General features: G+C 59.1%; 11 protein-coding genes. 5 read left to right on the forward strand and 6 right to left on the reverse strand.

Annotated features, from left to right (window positions below; translation table 11 throughout):
- Positions 1-121: 121 nt before the first annotated feature.
- Positions 122-7,333, reverse strand: a complete 7,212-nt coding sequence (locus tag H8F23_RS00930; protein ID WP_194933083.1) for an NEL-type E3 ubiquitin ligase domain-containing protein — start codon at positions 7,331-7,333, stop codon at positions 122-124.
- 148 nt (positions 7,334-7,481) lie between these two features.
- Here H8F23_RS00930 and H8F23_RS00935 point away from each other — a divergent pair, with 148 nt between their 5' ends.
- The gene (locus H8F23_RS00935; RefSeq protein WP_194933084.1) at positions 7,482-7,700 is read left to right on the forward strand and encodes a DUF2970 domain-containing protein; all 219 of its coding nucleotides are present in this window, start codon (positions 7,482-7,484) and stop codon (positions 7,698-7,700) included.
- 5 nt (positions 7,701-7,705) lie between these two features.
- Here the strand turns inward: H8F23_RS00935 and H8F23_RS00940 are convergent, their stop codons facing one another.
- Complete coding sequence (locus H8F23_RS00940) at positions 7,706-8,779, reverse strand: ABC transporter substrate-binding protein (RefSeq protein ID WP_194933085.1); 1,074 nt, start codon at positions 8,777-8,779, stop codon at positions 7,706-7,708.
- Between the two features lie 525 nt (positions 8,780-9,304).
- Between H8F23_RS00940 and H8F23_RS00945 the strand changes: the two genes are divergently transcribed.
- Both H8F23_RS00945 and H8F23_RS00950 read left to right on the forward strand, forming a co-directional pair.
- A complete protein-coding gene (locus H8F23_RS00945; protein ID WP_194933086.1) occupies positions 9,305-10,963 on the forward strand; it encodes a nitrite/sulfite reductase in 1,659 nt (552 codons plus the stop codon).
- A complete protein-coding gene (locus tag H8F23_RS00950; protein ID WP_194933087.1) occupies positions 10,947-11,441 on the forward strand; it encodes a DUF934 domain-containing protein in 495 nt (164 codons plus the stop codon). Before H8F23_RS00945 ends, H8F23_RS00950 begins: the two co-directional genes overlap by 17 nt.
- Before the next feature lie 62 nt (positions 11,442-11,503).
- On the opposite strand, the gene sohB is transcribed toward H8F23_RS00950, so the two are convergent.
- The gene (gene sohB / locus H8F23_RS00955; RefSeq protein WP_194933088.1) at positions 11,504-12,535 is read right to left on the reverse strand and encodes a protease SohB; all 1,032 of its coding nucleotides are present in this window, start codon (positions 12,533-12,535) and stop codon (positions 11,504-11,506) included.
- A 204-nt stretch (positions 12,536-12,739) separates the two neighbouring features.
- Here sohB and H8F23_RS00960 point away from each other — a divergent pair, with 204 nt between their 5' ends.
- Complete coding sequence (locus tag H8F23_RS00960; RefSeq protein WP_186624538.1) at positions 12,740-13,450, forward strand: histidine phosphatase family protein; 711 nt, start codon at positions 12,740-12,742, stop codon at positions 13,448-13,450.
- A gap of 50 nt (positions 13,451-13,500) precedes the next feature.
- Positions 13,501-13,818, forward strand: a complete 318-nt coding sequence (locus tag H8F23_RS00965; RefSeq protein WP_007912567.1) for an SCP2 sterol-binding domain-containing protein — start codon at positions 13,501-13,503, stop codon at positions 13,816-13,818.
- A 66-nt stretch (positions 13,819-13,884) separates the two neighbouring features.
- Here H8F23_RS00965 and H8F23_RS29025 read toward each other — a convergent pair whose 3' ends face one another.
- From H8F23_RS29025 to H8F23_RS00975, 3 genes are read right to left on the reverse strand one after another with little or no spacing between them, the layout of a single operon-like run.
- Entirely contained in the window at positions 13,885-14,007 is a 123-nt protein-coding gene (locus tag H8F23_RS29025; RefSeq protein ID WP_267464060.1) for a hypothetical protein, read from the reverse strand.
- 18 nt (positions 14,008-14,025) lie between these two features.
- On the reverse strand, positions 14,026-14,529 hold the full coding sequence (locus H8F23_RS00970; RefSeq protein ID WP_194933089.1) for an RES family NAD+ phosphorylase: 504 nt from the start codon (positions 14,527-14,529) through the stop codon (positions 14,026-14,028).
- On the reverse strand, positions 14,526-15,002 hold the full coding sequence (locus H8F23_RS00975; RefSeq protein ID WP_194933250.1) for an MbcA/ParS/Xre antitoxin family protein: 477 nt from the start codon (positions 15,000-15,002) through the stop codon (positions 14,526-14,528). The genes H8F23_RS00970 and H8F23_RS00975 overlap by 4 nt, the downstream gene beginning before the upstream one ends.
- Positions 15,003-15,497: the final 495 nt, after the last annotated feature.

A 15,497-nucleotide genomic window follows, 5' to 3' on the forward strand; every position in this document is an offset into this window, starting at 1 on the left:
GGAGCGATCAGCAGACCATATCCCGTCAGCGGATTTGCGGTATCCGGTTATTGCCGGTCCGGCCGTGAGTAACCTGATATGTATCACTCACGGCGCAATCTTCAACGCCAGTCTGCCCCCGTCAAGGGCGGCTCGATGGTCCCGGTTTCGGCGTGATTCGATCACCTTCTTCGGCCTCATCGGCAAAACTCTGCAGATCGATGATCTCCCTACGTGTCAGCTCGAGCCGTTTCTGGGTGAGCAGCCGTTCCATCGCCTTGCCCAAATCATCCAGTTCCCGATCGTACTGTCGCGCATCGATTTCACCCCGAGAAAGTCGATCATCCAACACACTCCAGCGCTGTTGGCGTTGCTGATCAACCGCGGAATCTATTGCCTGCATCTCCAGCGGAAGGCGTTCCTCCAGATAGGTGATCCAGTAATCGCGGGCGATCATGCTCAGTGGCAGTGCGTCAGTCCGTTCCGCCTCGAGGATCGAGGCCCGGGTCTGATTCAGCAGTTCACCGCTGAGGGGTACGTCATAGAGCATGTATGTCGGCTGCCCGGGCAGATCCACCCCATCGCCCCAACCACCGGTCAGGCCGATGCGATATTTCAGGCGCACCTCGGCACGATCCCTGCCCCGCCCTGCGGCGTCAGCCAGCGTCTCGATCCTGTCCAGACGAAACAATTGCCGGGACAGACGCAATAACGCCCGGCCCCTTAGCGCCATCCGATGCACCGGGATGTCGTGCAGTGCCCGATACACCGACACCCGCACTTCCAGATCGCTGAATGTCAGAATCCGCCCGTCCGGGCACGTGCCATGGCTTTCAGCGCCGAGAAACAGCAACTGGCGCAATTCGCTGTTCTCCGTGGCTGCTTGCATGACATCCCACATTCTGCGTGTCAGGTCGGCCGGTACCAGCCGGAAGTCGTCCGTGTCGCGCAACAAACGCAGCAGCTGAAAAAAACGCTGGTGATCGGGTTCTCGCGCCAGTTGCCCCCAGATGTCCGCTCTGCGAGCCGCGAGCGTCACATCGCTGTGCTGGAGCCACGGATCTCTTGATCTCGGTGCCACATCGTTGAGCGGATCCAGGACCTCTTCGACAGGCTGCACAGCAGCGTCAGGATCGTCCAAGTCCACATTGCCGGCGGCGTCTTCGGGAATGCCTGCCGGTTCTGCGCCACCGAACAGATCGCCGAAAAGGTGTGTTTCGATCATCGTCTCAATGTTTCGGCGTGACATTCCCAGCACGTGCAACGCCGACTGCTCACGCGTATAGCGGCGCATGTCCTGCAAAGCAGAAAGGGACAAGCGTCGATTCTCGGAGAGATCAGTCCCCTGGATCAGACGCTCGTGTTCGCCGCTGAACAATTCCCCGGGAATGTGTGTGAGTTCGTTGCCGCTCAGGTTCAAGCTGTGCAACTGGGGTGCCTCGAATACACGGCCAGGCCATGCGGTCAGGTGGTTATAGCGCAAGTCCAGAGTCTGGACGGCGCCAAAGTCGGGCGGGTTGAATACCCGAAGTTCGTTGTAGCCGACATCCAGCCTGCGAAGGCGCGCACGGGCCATCAACGGGTAAAGGTCCGTCGCGTCCGCGAGATCGCAATACTGCATCTCCAGGCGTTCAAGATGCTGCATCCGCAGTACCGGCCCAGGCACCGACACCAGGGGATTGCCACTGATATACAAGATTTCGACGTGGGGAAAAGCCCTGAGAAAACCGTCCGAACCCCGTGTGGTCATGCCCACGCCGCTCAGATCCAGCGTTCTGACTGCAGGGATCGGCACTGCCAGCTCCGGCAAATCACCGGTTTGCAGGCCTTGGAAATCCAGGTCCAGCCGGGCTCTGTCGACATGCTCTGTGAGTCCGTCCAGCCAGGCTTCGAAGAGGCGCCTCGCCGCGACCGATCGGTCTCGCGCATTGATCCTGTACGTGCCCGTGCGCACTTCGCGGGTATACAGCCAGTCATTCGCTCGACGGACCAATGCCTCGCAAAGGTGCTGCCATTCGGTGATCCGTGCTTCGATCTGCGCATCGCTCGCCCCCGACGCCCGCAGATTCTGCAAGTGAAGTCGCGCTTGCTCGACCGGCATGATGCGAGTCAAACGTTGCAACTGCGCCGAGGGCCCCGTTTGCCCTTGAAGCACCGTCGCGGCTTCTGGAAGCGATAACATCAGGTCGATAAACGACCAGCCTGTTTCCGCAGGAGGGAAAAGCTCCGGCACCGGTTCTGCAGCGAACCGTGCCAGCGTGCCCTGCCCCAGCCCCCTTTGCTGCTCGATTCGCTGCAGCGCCCCGTGCAGGCTTGCTTCACCCTCAGGACTGAATACGTTACCGGCCAGGTTGGCTCTCATCAGCGCGTCGGGATGGGTCAACACCGACGGTGGCAGTGACGAGATCCGGTTGTCTCGCAGGTCGAGCCACGCCAACCGAGGCAGGTTTTCGGCACCGGCGGGCCAGGCGCGCAACTGCGTCGATCTCAGGCCCAGGGCACGCAATCGGCTCAACAGGCTGACATCGATATTGCCCAGCGGGTTGTTACTCAGATTCAACCTACTGAGACGCTGCAACCCGTTGATCTGCCGCTGCACGACAGGCGTTACCTCAATCCTGTTGCCCGATGCATCCAGATGCGTCAGCGCTGACAGCTCATCCGCCGCAAAGGGCAGCTCGGTGAAGGTATTACCGCTGAATTCAAGTGATTCGACATGACTGAATGCGCGGAGAAAGTGCCGAGCCTGTTCAATGGGGACGTCCAGCCTCCCCAGGCGCAGTGTACGCACGTGGGAGAAACTGCCTGCCGGCAGTGGCGGCAATTCGGTGATCCAGTCTGCAGACGTCAATACGGCTTGGCCTGACCGGTTAACTGGCAGTTCAAATGTCGCCACGTTGGCGGTCAGGCCGTACCGTTGGCGAACCGTGCCATACCAGTTGGTTTTGAGCGCGTTCACAACGTCGGCGCTGGGCCCCATGGACCATTGCCGCCGAAGGGCAGCATAGCGTGTTCCATGCCGCAAGGCAGGTGTGTAGAACGCAGCGAAAATGGCTTCATGCTCCGCCCGAAGCTGTTCGATGGCGGTAACTCTTGCCTGCGGTGTCACCCAGGTCGCGTTGAACGCTTCGGATAACGGGTCAGTGAAACTCGGCATTGGCGCCATCGTATCGAGCTCGGTGCGGCAGAACTCGCCGACCATCTGATGCAGATCGAGCAGGTGGCCCAGTGGGCCGGAATGTTGGCTGACGTATTCGTAAGCGCGCCGGAAGGTTGCCGGGGTCACCCTCGACCAGTCGAGCGCCAGCCCGGCCCAAAGTTGCTCGTGATCGTGATACATCGATTCGGACAGCGTCTCTATCAACGTATGCGTCAAATCCAGACGCTCAAGATGCTCAAGGCGCTCGACGTACGCGGGCCATCGCCACAAGGCACGGGGCGCGTCAATGCGCAGGCTGCGCAGGCGGGTCAAGGGCGTCAGGTCAAGTTCATGCAGGGTGGCTGAGTCGACTCCTGAATAATCGATGCGCAGCGCTTCCAGCCTGACAAGCGAGCTGAGCCGTTGAGAAAAGCCTGGCGCCAGTAACGCCGCATCGGTGGAAAAACGCAGCCGGGTCAGTCCGGGCATCCGGCCGACCGCCTCCGGCAGGGTCGTCAGCGCGCCGGCCACCGACGTGGGGCGATCAGTCTGTTGCCCCAGCTCGCCGATCGACAAATCCGTGACATTCGGGAAGGCCACCAGAAAACCGTCCGCATGGGTATCCGTTATGCCCAGCCCCGCCACGGACAGTTCATTGATATGGGCAAAACGTGTGGAGAGCGCAGGCAACGGCGCATCGCATACCAGCGAGAGACGCCCGGCTTCGACCACTTGCCCGGCCAGCGGGCCATTGCGCCAGGCATTTCTGAGTGCCTGAGCAACTTGCGCCCTGTGCAGCGCGGCCCGGCTCCCGGTCGGGCCGGCCTGCCATTGCTCAAGGGTGGTATCGAGTCTTTCCCAATCCAACCGACGGAATTCCAGTTCGCGGAAGATCTGCGCATTACTTCTGCCGCGTTGCTGGGTGAGGAACGCCTCGGCCTGCTGCGCCTCCGGATAAAGATGCGCCACCCGTGACTCCAGCGATGGCGCAAGGCTTGGGCCACGGCCACTGGCGTAATAGCCCTTGAGCCTTGCGCTCACCCGCACCGGTGGTTTGAACGCTTTGGCTTGCGGCGCGAGAACGTGCGCAGCTTGACGCCGATGAGCATGGGCCGAGCCGATAATTTTATGTTGCAGTTCGCTGCCAGGGCTTCCTTCCGGCAAGTCAATGGCCAGGCGTATGTCATCGGGCAGCGCCTGCAGGAGCGAATGATAGAAACTGTCCTCTGCACCCGACATCCTGCTGAGCGCTTCTGCGCGATCACCAAAGGCCTGATAAGCAGGCCCATTCTTGACCAGATAGCGTTTGACCGGTGCCGCTGGCTCACCGACGCTGTCGAGCACTGCGCCGGTTGTGCTGCCCTCGCGAATTTCCAGGCGCAATGTCTGCGGCCATCCTGGCAACTGCTCCAGAGCAAACAGTGCCAGCCTTCGGCTGTCTGCTGAAGCCAGGGTCTCGCTGTGCAAACCGGCGAGCGCACGAACCTGGCGGCCTTGACGAGCATGCCAGCGAGCCTCTTCGAGCATTTTCAAAGGGGATCGCCCGGTAGCGTCCATTCGAGCCAGTTCCGCCGCCGTTGCATGATCGAGCACATCCTGTGCGGCCGCATCGCTGAGTCCGGGACATTCACGCTGCAGCATGCGCCCACGTATGCCGAGCGGTTCGCTGCCTCTGTAAAGACTGTCGAAAATGGCCGACTGACGTGTATGGGCATAATCGGCGAGCCTGCGACTGAATGCGTCTGGCCTCGCTGGACGAAACTGCGCGTCGGCCGGGCCCAGTAGCTGGCCTACTTCGTTTTCCTGCAGCGCTGCCAGAATTCGCGCAGGCATTTCTCCGTTCAATACCTGCGCACGGCTGATACGGATGACCGGTTTGGGATCAAACCCGGGCAGGGTTGTCTGCGCACCGTACCGAGTCGACGATTCTTCGCCCTCGGCACCGACGAAAAACTCCAGTATCCGATCGGCCGGCCAGTGTGGCATTTCGGTGACCAGAGGCAGTGCGTACAGATACCCCTCATCAATGGGCCTCGCTCCGCGCAGTTGCTCGATCATTTGCCTGGCTCCCCTATCGGCGCGAAACAGACGCATCGCGTCGTGCAACTCGGGAGGTGGCGGCAGATGATCCATGTGCATTTTGCGCAAGGCGTTGTCACTGACGGCGCTGATATCGGCCAGCATCAGCAGGGATTCATCGCTGAAGTCATCGGTGATGTGCCCCATGCGCCGCAGCAGTGTCAGTCGCTCCCAGTTCATCGGCTGTTCCAGCGCCAGCCGCCAGGCGCCCTGACCGTTATGACTCAGGACGGGCTGGTAAGCGTCGGCATCTGTGGGATGTTTGAGCCGCCATTGAGCGGTTGACTCGTCGAGTATCTGCTCGTAGAACCTGCCGCCATGGCGAAAACAGATTTTGCCGTCGATCCGGTACTGCCCCTGTGCATTCGGCCGCACTGATCCACTCAACGTAAGGTGCTGTTCATAGCCAGTGAAGTCGGGCTTCCACAATCGGGTTTCGCCGCTGGGCAAAGTCACGGGGTGCAGTTGCTCCATCAGCGGCTCCGCTTTTACCGCCGTCAGCCATCTGAAACCCGCGCCGGCAGCCGCCATTACACCGATCTGCGCGAGGTTTTCCGCCACATCCACCAAGTGCGCCTTGGCGGCGTGCCTGTCACCCTCGCTCCATTCGACCACGCCCTCGATGGTTTCGAACAACAACTGGCCAGCCATCACCACGAGCATGATCTCGCCCAACACCGGCACAAACATCGACGCCACATTCAGCGCCAGGAGTCCGAATTGCAGCAGGCCTGACAGTTTGGCGTTTCGTGCACTGGCGTCCACGTCGGCGGTTGGAACCGCGTGGCAGCGGGCATCCGCGAAGACCTTCTCGCGGTGCTTTTCGTAGAGATAGGTCCAGAGGTCGGAATTGGCAGCCCAGGGAAAAGCCTGCACGTGAGACATCAACGTGGCGGCAATAAATGGATCGGGCTCCGGCACCCTCTTCTCGTATTTGGGTGAGGTTTTCCAGATCTCGATAGCGGTCAGTGTGACTTCCAGTATTTTGCGCCAGGGCGACGTCAGCCAATCGGTCGCAGAGTCGGCAACCTTCACGAACTGGCTGAAATAGTAAGGACGTTTTTCGTAGGGCAAGAACTGGCTCATAAACCGCTGGTAAGGCGTCGGACCGATATCTGGCGACTGCCCTTGAACGCGAGCGGTAAGCAGCCGCTTGAAGGTGCTCTGCATTTGCGTGCCGGTATAGCGCTTCAGCGGATGTACGGGATCATTCGGCACATAAAGAATCACTGCCTCGGTGGGGCGATTCCTTTCGGCGATCTTGAACGCAACACACCCCACCAGCCTGTGCCTCATCAGGCTCAGGTCCTGAAACCAGACCTGATTGCGACCGATTCTGGGATGTCGCTCACCTCTGATGACAGAAATGATCATCGCGTGGTCTTCCGGCAGAATGTCCTTGGTCAACAAAGCTCGATCAGCCGCCGCGCGCATGGCGGATTTTTGGCTGGCAATGAACCGCCGGCGCAACCTCGCCTCGGCCTTGGGGTTTTTGGGATGGAAAAACGAATCGAGATAGGCCTGATACTTCGCACCGATATCCAGTTCACGGCACAGGCCAAGAAAGTTTCTGACCGACACGTTTACCGGCACAGCCGTGCAGACCTCCGTGGCAGGGTTCTGGATTGCAAACCCGGAGCTATGGTGAAACGCCCCGTACCGACATTCATCACTTTCAAAGTTGTGCAGCGCAGCCTGCAGCAAAGGGAGCGTCAAGGATTCGTAAGTTCCGATTTCCTCGCCGAGGATACCGGCGCGTATGGGTCGCCGGAGGCATAACAGGGTTTTGTCGACATCAACCTCGACCTGAAAACGGCTTTTCAGCGCCTGCATCAGCATGGGTCGAGCGAACGCATCAATGTCCTTGAACGCCGCCATGGTCTGGTCCAATCGCGCTTGCGTGCTGAAACTGTGTCTGTAGGTTTCATGCAAAATACGACGTTGTGCCGGTGCCATCGCGCTGTACCAGTGCGGCAGGACGGTCCTCGCCTGTTTGAACTCGGCCTTTCTGAGGGCAGAAGCACCGATCAGCCATGGCGGCACCGCAGCCTCCAGAAAAGGCCCGTGCAGGCTCTCGGTAGCAGGCGGTGGTGCAGGCTTGTCCGTGGCTTGAGGAATAAGGAAATCGGGGGACATACATCGCTCCTATAAATGGAGCGACAGCACATCACTTGTATCGGTGGGTTGAGCGGTACAGGGTTATAGCAGTTGTAACGACGTGTCTGCGAACAGCCGAGCGCTATTTGACTATGCTTGAGAGGCACAACTTTCAGCGGAGGGATTTATGGACGATCCAGTCGACAACAAACCGCCGACCTTCTGGCAGATGCTGCACAGCGTGATGGCGGCGGCGTTCGGGGTGCAGAGCGGCAAGAACCGGGCAAGGGACTTCACCCATGGCAAACCCAGCCATTTCGTGATGCTGGGCATTCTGTTCACGGCGGTGTTTGCGCTGACGCTGTTTGCCATCGTCAAACTGGTGCTGCATTTTGCCGGGGGCTGACGCGGTCAGCGCATCAGTGTCTGCAAGGTGAACGGGTAGCGATACGACGCCGGTTGCCCCTTGGCCGAGAGCCTGCGGAAATTCACGCCGTAGTCAGGCGACGTGCCCATGGCCAGCATTTGCCGGGCGTGCGGTTTGTCGATCAATTGCAACAAGGGAATCTGCCGGTCACGGCCGCCGTAGCGATTCAAATCGACGCCTTGCTCAACATCATGCAACTCGACCAACGCCCAGCCGCCCAGGGTGAAATGCCCGCCGACCAGCGAGCTCAGGCGCCCGTCAACCAACGCCTGCAAGGCCGCCGGTGAGGTATTGACCGCACTGAACAAGGCATCTTTGCCTGGGACTTTGCCGGTCTCGGCGTAAGCGCGCATCGCGCCGAAGGCCATTTCATCATTGGCCGACCACACCAGCGACACCTTCGGGTAGCGGGCAAACAGCTGTTTGGCCTGCTCATAGGCGCGCTCTTGGGTCCAGCCGCTGTAGACCAATTGCCGCAGACGCATCTGTGGATGTTCGGCCAACGCCCGCTGCATGCCGCGCTCGCGCAATTGTGCCGAGGGGGTGACCTTCAACCCGGAGAACGCCAACACTTCAATCGGCTCAGCAGCGGGCGTCGGCGGATGCAGACGGATCAGTTCCTTCATCATCAGGTAACCGCCCTCCTCGTCGTTCGGCACCAGGCTGCCGATGCGGTCGTTCCGCTCACCGACCAGCGCTTGCTGGTCAGGTGTCAGCGCCGCGTTGACCATGAACAGCTTCACGCCGCTGTTCTCGGCCAGACGCAGAATTTGCGGGGCGACGTATTGTTCGTTGACGAACACCAGGTACTCGGGACGATTCGGCCCCTGCAACGCGATGCGCGCCTGAGCCAGGGTCAGTTCGGGCTGACGTTGGGAATAGAGAATCTGCAGATCGATGCCCAGATCATGGGCGGCCGCCTGCATGAACTGCGAATAGCTGACCCAGAACGCTTCCTGCGTCGAGCCCGGATTCAAAAACAGCACAGACTCTGCCCGCGCGCCGGTCTGAAACAGCGCGCCGAACAACAGAAGACTGATGTGGACAAACTTGAACATGAAGCATCCAGGCCCAAGGAAAAATGGCCGCGCATTATAGCCCTCGTTCCATCGGCTATTGATGCCTGATCCCGTTTTTTGTCCGACAATCTGTCGGAAGCGGGCCCGGATGGGTCGTTTACTGATGACTGACCCAGAATACCGCTGTCCCTACTACGAGAATGATCAGGAACAAAATGGCCCACGCATCGACACTGCTGTCGCTTTTTCTTGCCTTGGTCGGATTGCTCATTGCATCGCCTCTTGTCGGTTTTATCGGTGATTGCAGAAAGACTCGACCACAGTTAAGACGATGATTGTCCGCACGACAAATGTGGGTTAGTTGACAGCCATTCTCGTTAGGCGATTTGGTTCTTTACATATACTCAAACATCACTTTTGCGCATAACTGCAAACGGGTATATTGCCCCGGCTCCGTTAGGGAGTGCGCGGCCGTGCGCGCAGAATTGCAGAGGCACAATCGGACTCCAGCAAGCGAAAACGCAGTGCTACTCCGAATGGCCCAAGCCTGAGAACAGGACTTATATGTACGTATACGACGAGTACGATCAGCGGATCATCGAGGACCGCGTCAAGCAGTTCCGTGATCAGACCCGACGCTATCTGGCAGGTGAGCTGAGCGAAGAAGAATTCCGCCCCCTGCGCCTGCAAAATGGCCTGTACATCCAGCGCTTCGCGCCGATGTTGCGTGTGGCGGTACCTTACGGCCAACTGACTTCGCGTCAGGTGCGCATGATGGCCAAGATTGCCCGCGACTACGACAAGGGCTACGCCCACATCAGTACGCGGCAGAACGTGCAGTTCAACTGGCCGGCGGTGGAAGACATCCCGGACATTCTGGCTGAACTGGCCACCGTGCAGATGCACGCGATCCAGACCAGCGGCAACTGCCTGCGCAACGTCACCACCGACCAGTTCGCCGGTGTCGCTGCGGACGAAGTGATCGACCCGCGCCCATGGTGCGAGATCGTCCGTCAGTGGACCACGTTCCACCCGGAGTTCGCCTACCTGCCGCGTAAGTTCAAGATCGCCGTCAACGGTTCGACCGCTGACCGTGCGGCCATTGAAGTCCACGACATCGGCCTTGAGCCGGTGCACAACGCCGCCGGCGAGCTGGGTTTCCGCGTATTGGTTGGCGGTGGCCTCGGCCGTACTCCGGTGGTCGGCGCGTTCATCAACGAATTCCTGCCGTGGCAGGATCTGTTGAGCTACCTCGACGCCATCCTGCGTGTGTACAACCGCTACGGCCGTCGCGACAACAAATACAAGGCGCGGATCAAGATCCTCGTCAAAGCCCTCACGCCGGAAGTGTTTGCGCAGAAAGTCGATGCGGAAATGGAACACCTGCGCGGTGGCCAGACCACACTGACCGAAGCCGAACTGCATCGCGTCGCCAAGCACTTCGTCGACCCGGACTACAAGGCGCTGGACAACCAGACCGCGCAACTGGCCGAGCTGGACAAAGAGCATCCAGGCTTCGCCCGCTGGCGCACCCGCAACACCCTGGCGCACAAAAAGCCGGGCTACGTGGCCGTGACCCTGTCGCTGAAGCCGACCGGCGTTGCCCCGGGCGACATCACCGACAAGCAGCTCGACGCCGTCGCCGATCTGGCCGACCGCTACAGCTTTGGTCAACTGCGCACCTCGCACGAGCAGAACATCATTCTTGCCGACGTCGAGCAAAGCCAGTTGTTTGCCCTGTGGGGTGAGCTACGTGAAGGCGGTTTCGCCACGCCGAACATCGGCCTGCTGACCGACATCATTTGCTGCCCTGGCGGTGACTTCTGCTCGCTGGCCAACGCCAAGTCGATCCCGATTGCCGAGTCGATCCAGCGTCGCTTCGACGACCTCGACTATCTGTTCGACATCGGTGAACTGGACCTGAACATCTCCGGTTGCATGAACGCCTGTGGTCACCACCACGTCGGCCACATCGGAATCCTCGGGGTGGACAAGAAAGGCGAAGAGTTCTATCAGGTTTCCCTCGGCGGCAGTGCCAGCCGTGATGCGAGCCTGGGCAAGATCCTCGGCCCGTCCTTCGCCCAGGAAGCCATGCCGGACGTGATCTCGAAGCTGATCGACGTGTACGTTGAACAACGTACTGAAGACGAGCGCTTCATCGACACCTACCAGCGTATTGGCATCGACCTCTTCAAGGAACGCGTCTATGCAGCGAATCATTAAGAACAACGCGGTCGTCGACGAAACCTGGCACTTGCTGCCCAAGGATTTCAACATCGACGAAATCAGCAACTGCGACGACCTGATCGTGCCGCTGCAGCTGTGGCGTGAACATAGTCGCATGCTCAAGGCTCGCGACGGTGGTCTGGGTGTCTGGCTGGACGCCGACGAAGAAGCCGAGGAAATCGGTGACGACGTGGCTGAGTTTCAGGTGATTGCCCTGAATTTCCCGGCGTTCACTGACGGCCGCAACTACTCCAACGCCCGCCTGCTGCGCGACCGTTACGGTTTCAAAGGTGAACTGCGGGCGATTGGCGACGTGCTGCGCGATCAGCTGTTCTACATGCACCGCTGTGGTTTCGACGCCTTTGCCGTGCGTGCGGACAAAGACCCGTACGAAGCTTTGGAAGGTCTCAAGGACTTTTCGGTGACCTATCAGGCCGCCACCGACGAACCGCTGCCGCTGTTCCGTCGCCGCTGAAGGTTTGCTGCGGACAAAAAAACGCCGGTCATGTGACCGGCGTTTTTTTATGCCTGCTCGATTTACCAGAAGCGCTGCTGGGTCAGCCGACTCCACCAGCTCAATAGCACACGGTCTACCGAACCGCTGGCGGCGATGCCGATACGCTCCTGCAGGCTTTTGCGCTCGGCGTAGTGCAGGTGATAGACCTCGGCTTTTTTCGCCCGATCTGCGAGGTACTCATCGCTGGTCTTGAGTTCATCGACCAATTGCTTATCCAGCGCGGCGACGCCGAGCCAGACTTCACCGGTGGCCACATCGTCAATCGCCAGTTGCGGGCGATAGCGGGCCACGAAGTTCTTGAACAGTTGATGGGTGATGTCCAGGTCTTCCTGAAACTTCTCCCGGCCCTTCTCGGTGTTTTCGCCAAACACGGTCAGGGTGCGCTTGTACTCACCGGCGGTGAGGACTTCAAAGTCGATGTCGTGTTTCTTCAGCAAGCGGTTGACGTTGGGCAGCTGTGCAACCACGCCGATCGAGCCGAGAATCGCGAACGGCGCGCTGATGATCTTCTCGCCGATGCACGCCATCATGTAGCCGCCGCTGGCCGCGACCTTGTCGATGCACACGGTCAACGGTACGCCGGCCTCGCGGATACGCGCCAGTTGCGAGGATGCCAGACCATAGCTGTGAACCATGCCGCCGCCGCTTTCCAGACGCAGGACCACTTCGTCCTTTGGCGTGGCGAGCGTCAGCAGTGCGGTGATTTCATGGCGCAGGCTTTCAGTGGCCGAGGCCTTGATGTCGCCGTCGAAATCCAGCACGAACACACGCGATTTGTCTTCAGGCTGTTTCTTCTGCTTTTTCGCGCTTTTCTCGGACTTGGCCTCGCCCTTGCGCAAAGCCTTGAGCTGATCCTTGTCGAGCAACGTCTGCTCCAGGCGCTCACGCAAGCCCTTGTAGAAATCATTGAGTTTGCTGACCTGCAACTGACCGGCCGATTTGCGCCGGCCCTTGCTGCGCAATGCGGCAAAACTGGCAAGCACCACCAGAATGGCGACTACCAGGGTGACGGTCTTGGCCAGGAAGCTGGCGTATTCGGTGAAAAACTCCACAAAGACTCCTTAAACGATGCGCGGAAGTGAGACACACGCGGGATGGCTCCAGCATACCCATGCGTCAGCTTGTCGGCCAGCCGTGAAACCTCTGGCAACACCCCTGTAACGGGCATTTCAAACAAGCGTATGTTTTTTCATTGACAGCTACCCGTCATCCTCATAACCTCGCCACAACCTTCAACGTACCGGGATGACGCGGACGTGGGCAGCATCTACTTGATTCGACATGGCCAGGCCTCCTTTGGTGCAGACGACTATGACGTCCTGTCGCCGACCGGTGTGCGTCAGGCAGAAATCCTCGGTCAGCACCTCGCTGAACTGGGCATCAGCTTCGATCGCTGCCTCGCCGGTGACCTGCGTCGCCAACAGCACACGGCCACCAGCGCGCTGGCGCAATACGCCGCCAAAGGCCTGCCGGTGCCGACCCTGGAAACCGATTCTGCGTTCAACGAATTCGATGCCGACGCGGTCATTCGCGCGCTGCTCCCGGACATGCTGGCGGACGAGCCGGAAGCCCTCGACATCCTGCGCAACGCCGCACAGAACCGTGGCGAATTCCAACGGATTTTCGCCTTGATCATCGAGCGCTGGCTGGCCGGCACTTTTGACACGCCGGGGCTGGAAAGCTGGCTGGGTTTCGTCGAACGGGTTCAGGCCGGGCTGCAGCGAATTCTTGAACAGGCTGGCGACAAACAGAAAATCGCCGTGTTCACCTCCGGCGGCACCATCACCGCCCTGCTCCACCTCATTACGCAAATGCCTGCCAGACAGGCCTTTGAATTGAACTGGCAAATCGTCAACACCTCGCTCAACCAGCTGAAGTTCCGCGGTCGCGAGGTGGCTTTGGCTTCCTTTAACAGTCATGCACATCTGCAACTGTTGAAGGCTCCGGAACTCATCACTTTCCGTTGAGTCCGGTTAACTGTGAACCTTGCTGTAATCAACCTCATAAGGATCGAACCATGACCTCCGTAGCCGATGCCGTAAAAGCAATGCAAGCCAAGTTCAACCCAGCCGCTGCTGCCGGTCTGGATCTGGTTTTCGGTTTCAACATCACTGACGAAGACAAGCAGTACTCGCTGATCGTCAAAGACGGCACCTGCGATATCCAGGAAGGCGAGAACCCGGACGCCAACTGCACGCTGGTACTGGATAGCGAAACCCTGAAAGGTATCGTCAGCGGCGAAACCGACGGCATGCAGGCGTTCATGGGCGGCAAGCTGCGCGTTGAAGGCGACATGATGCTGTCGATGAAACTGTCCGAGCTGTTCCCGTCGTAATAGCGACGTTCAGCGGCATAAGAATCCCGCCTTCATGGCGGGATTTTTTCATTCGCGCGCTCAAATTTACTGCGCATTCCCGCTCCCACATTCTGTTGCCATGCCTTCGACGGCAATGGCCGGCAGCGTGTTCATGGCCAGCCGCAAGGCCAGGCTCAAAGGTAATTTGACGGGTAAAAACTGAATCATGAACAGCATCTTTGCTTGTCAGGCCAATGCCATGTCCTTCAACAACCGGGTATCCAGGCCAAACCTTTCTTGAGAGACCATTTTGAACTGCCCCTCTGCCAGCTCGCAGCTCACCAGCAGATTCCAGGAATACCGAGTCGCCGCCGAGGGGATCAGCACAAACGGATGTTCGGCCAGCAGCGCCTCGGCAAACAACTGCTGATTGGGTGAAGGTCGGGCGGGGCTTAACCAGTACGGATTCGGCACCTCTTCCGGCTGCACGATTCTGACCTTGGCATCGCTGATGACTTCAAAGCACGTCAGCACGTACGGCTCACTGTCGAGCGCATCAAAACTGTTATTGGCTGCCACCTCCAGAATGGCCGAAGACGGATCGACTGATGCATAAACGACTCGCCGGCCAGGCACATTCCATCGACCTCCATTCAGTTCTGAACCTATCCCCCTGTCCCACGTAGTCCCGTAAACCTCGGGATCCAGCCGCCAGGCATACCAGTGCTCGTCCCAAGGCAAGGGATTCATGGGTAAACCCCGGACATGATCTGCCACAAATATTGTTCCACCATCTGGAAACCCAGTGGATGTCGGATAAATTCCAACGGTACGCGGCCGCTCAGATAAGGGCTGGGTTTCTGCAGCCAAGCCTCCGCCCGCGATTGCCCGGCGAATGCCCGAGTGGCCATCTCCAGTACCAGCGCATATTGGTAGGCGACGACACTCTGCTGCGGGTCAAGCCGTACCGGTTTGCCTTCCTTCATGAGCCGGCGCACGGTTCTTACAGACTTGCCGGTGATACGTTTGACCATGTCTTCACGCAGATACAACTCGCAAGTTGAAAGCATGTTGACGACATCGCTCAGCTCAAAGCCCTCGTCGGTTAGGCGGATGATCAGCAGGGCATCGTCACCGATGTTCTGGCCGTTCACGAGCAGATCGACAGGCTTGCCCGCGACCTTCTTCAGCCCCGTCAGCCGGGGCGCTTTTGGTGTGGGCATCGCGATATCCTCCATGGGGCATCTGGCGCGATCGTCGATCCAGAAATTGCGCAGGGAATAAACAGAGGTTTCATGCTCAATGTGTGGGGTACGCATAATTAATCCTTGATCCGTTAGCCTGAGCGTTCAAGCCGCTCAGCGACTTCAATGTCAGGACCGATGCTATAGATCGCGCTTCCGACGACCAACCTGAAAAGGTCGTCGGAAATATCCCCTGCTTGCCGCAAAACCCTGCATTTTCCGTAGGACGTAAACACAAAAATCCTGCCATCAGCCGCCGCAGTGATCACTCACATCCAGCCACCACTGCCGCCCGTCTGGCTCTAAGCCAGGCGCGACTGCGCAGCAGCCCCGGCCACACTTTAAGCAATAAAAAATAACCAGATTCAAACCATTGAATATAAGGAGCTTGGTCGCCGCAGAAACATTGGCTGACAGAACGTTGACCTCGATCACTGGCGCGTGGGTGGTCACTGATTAATCTCGCGGCTCAAT

It is taken from the genome of Pseudomonas neuropathica, from assembly GCF_015461835.1.
GTDB classification, from domain to species: domain Bacteria; phylum Pseudomonadota; class Gammaproteobacteria; order Pseudomonadales; family Pseudomonadaceae; genus Aquipseudomonas; species Aquipseudomonas neuropathica.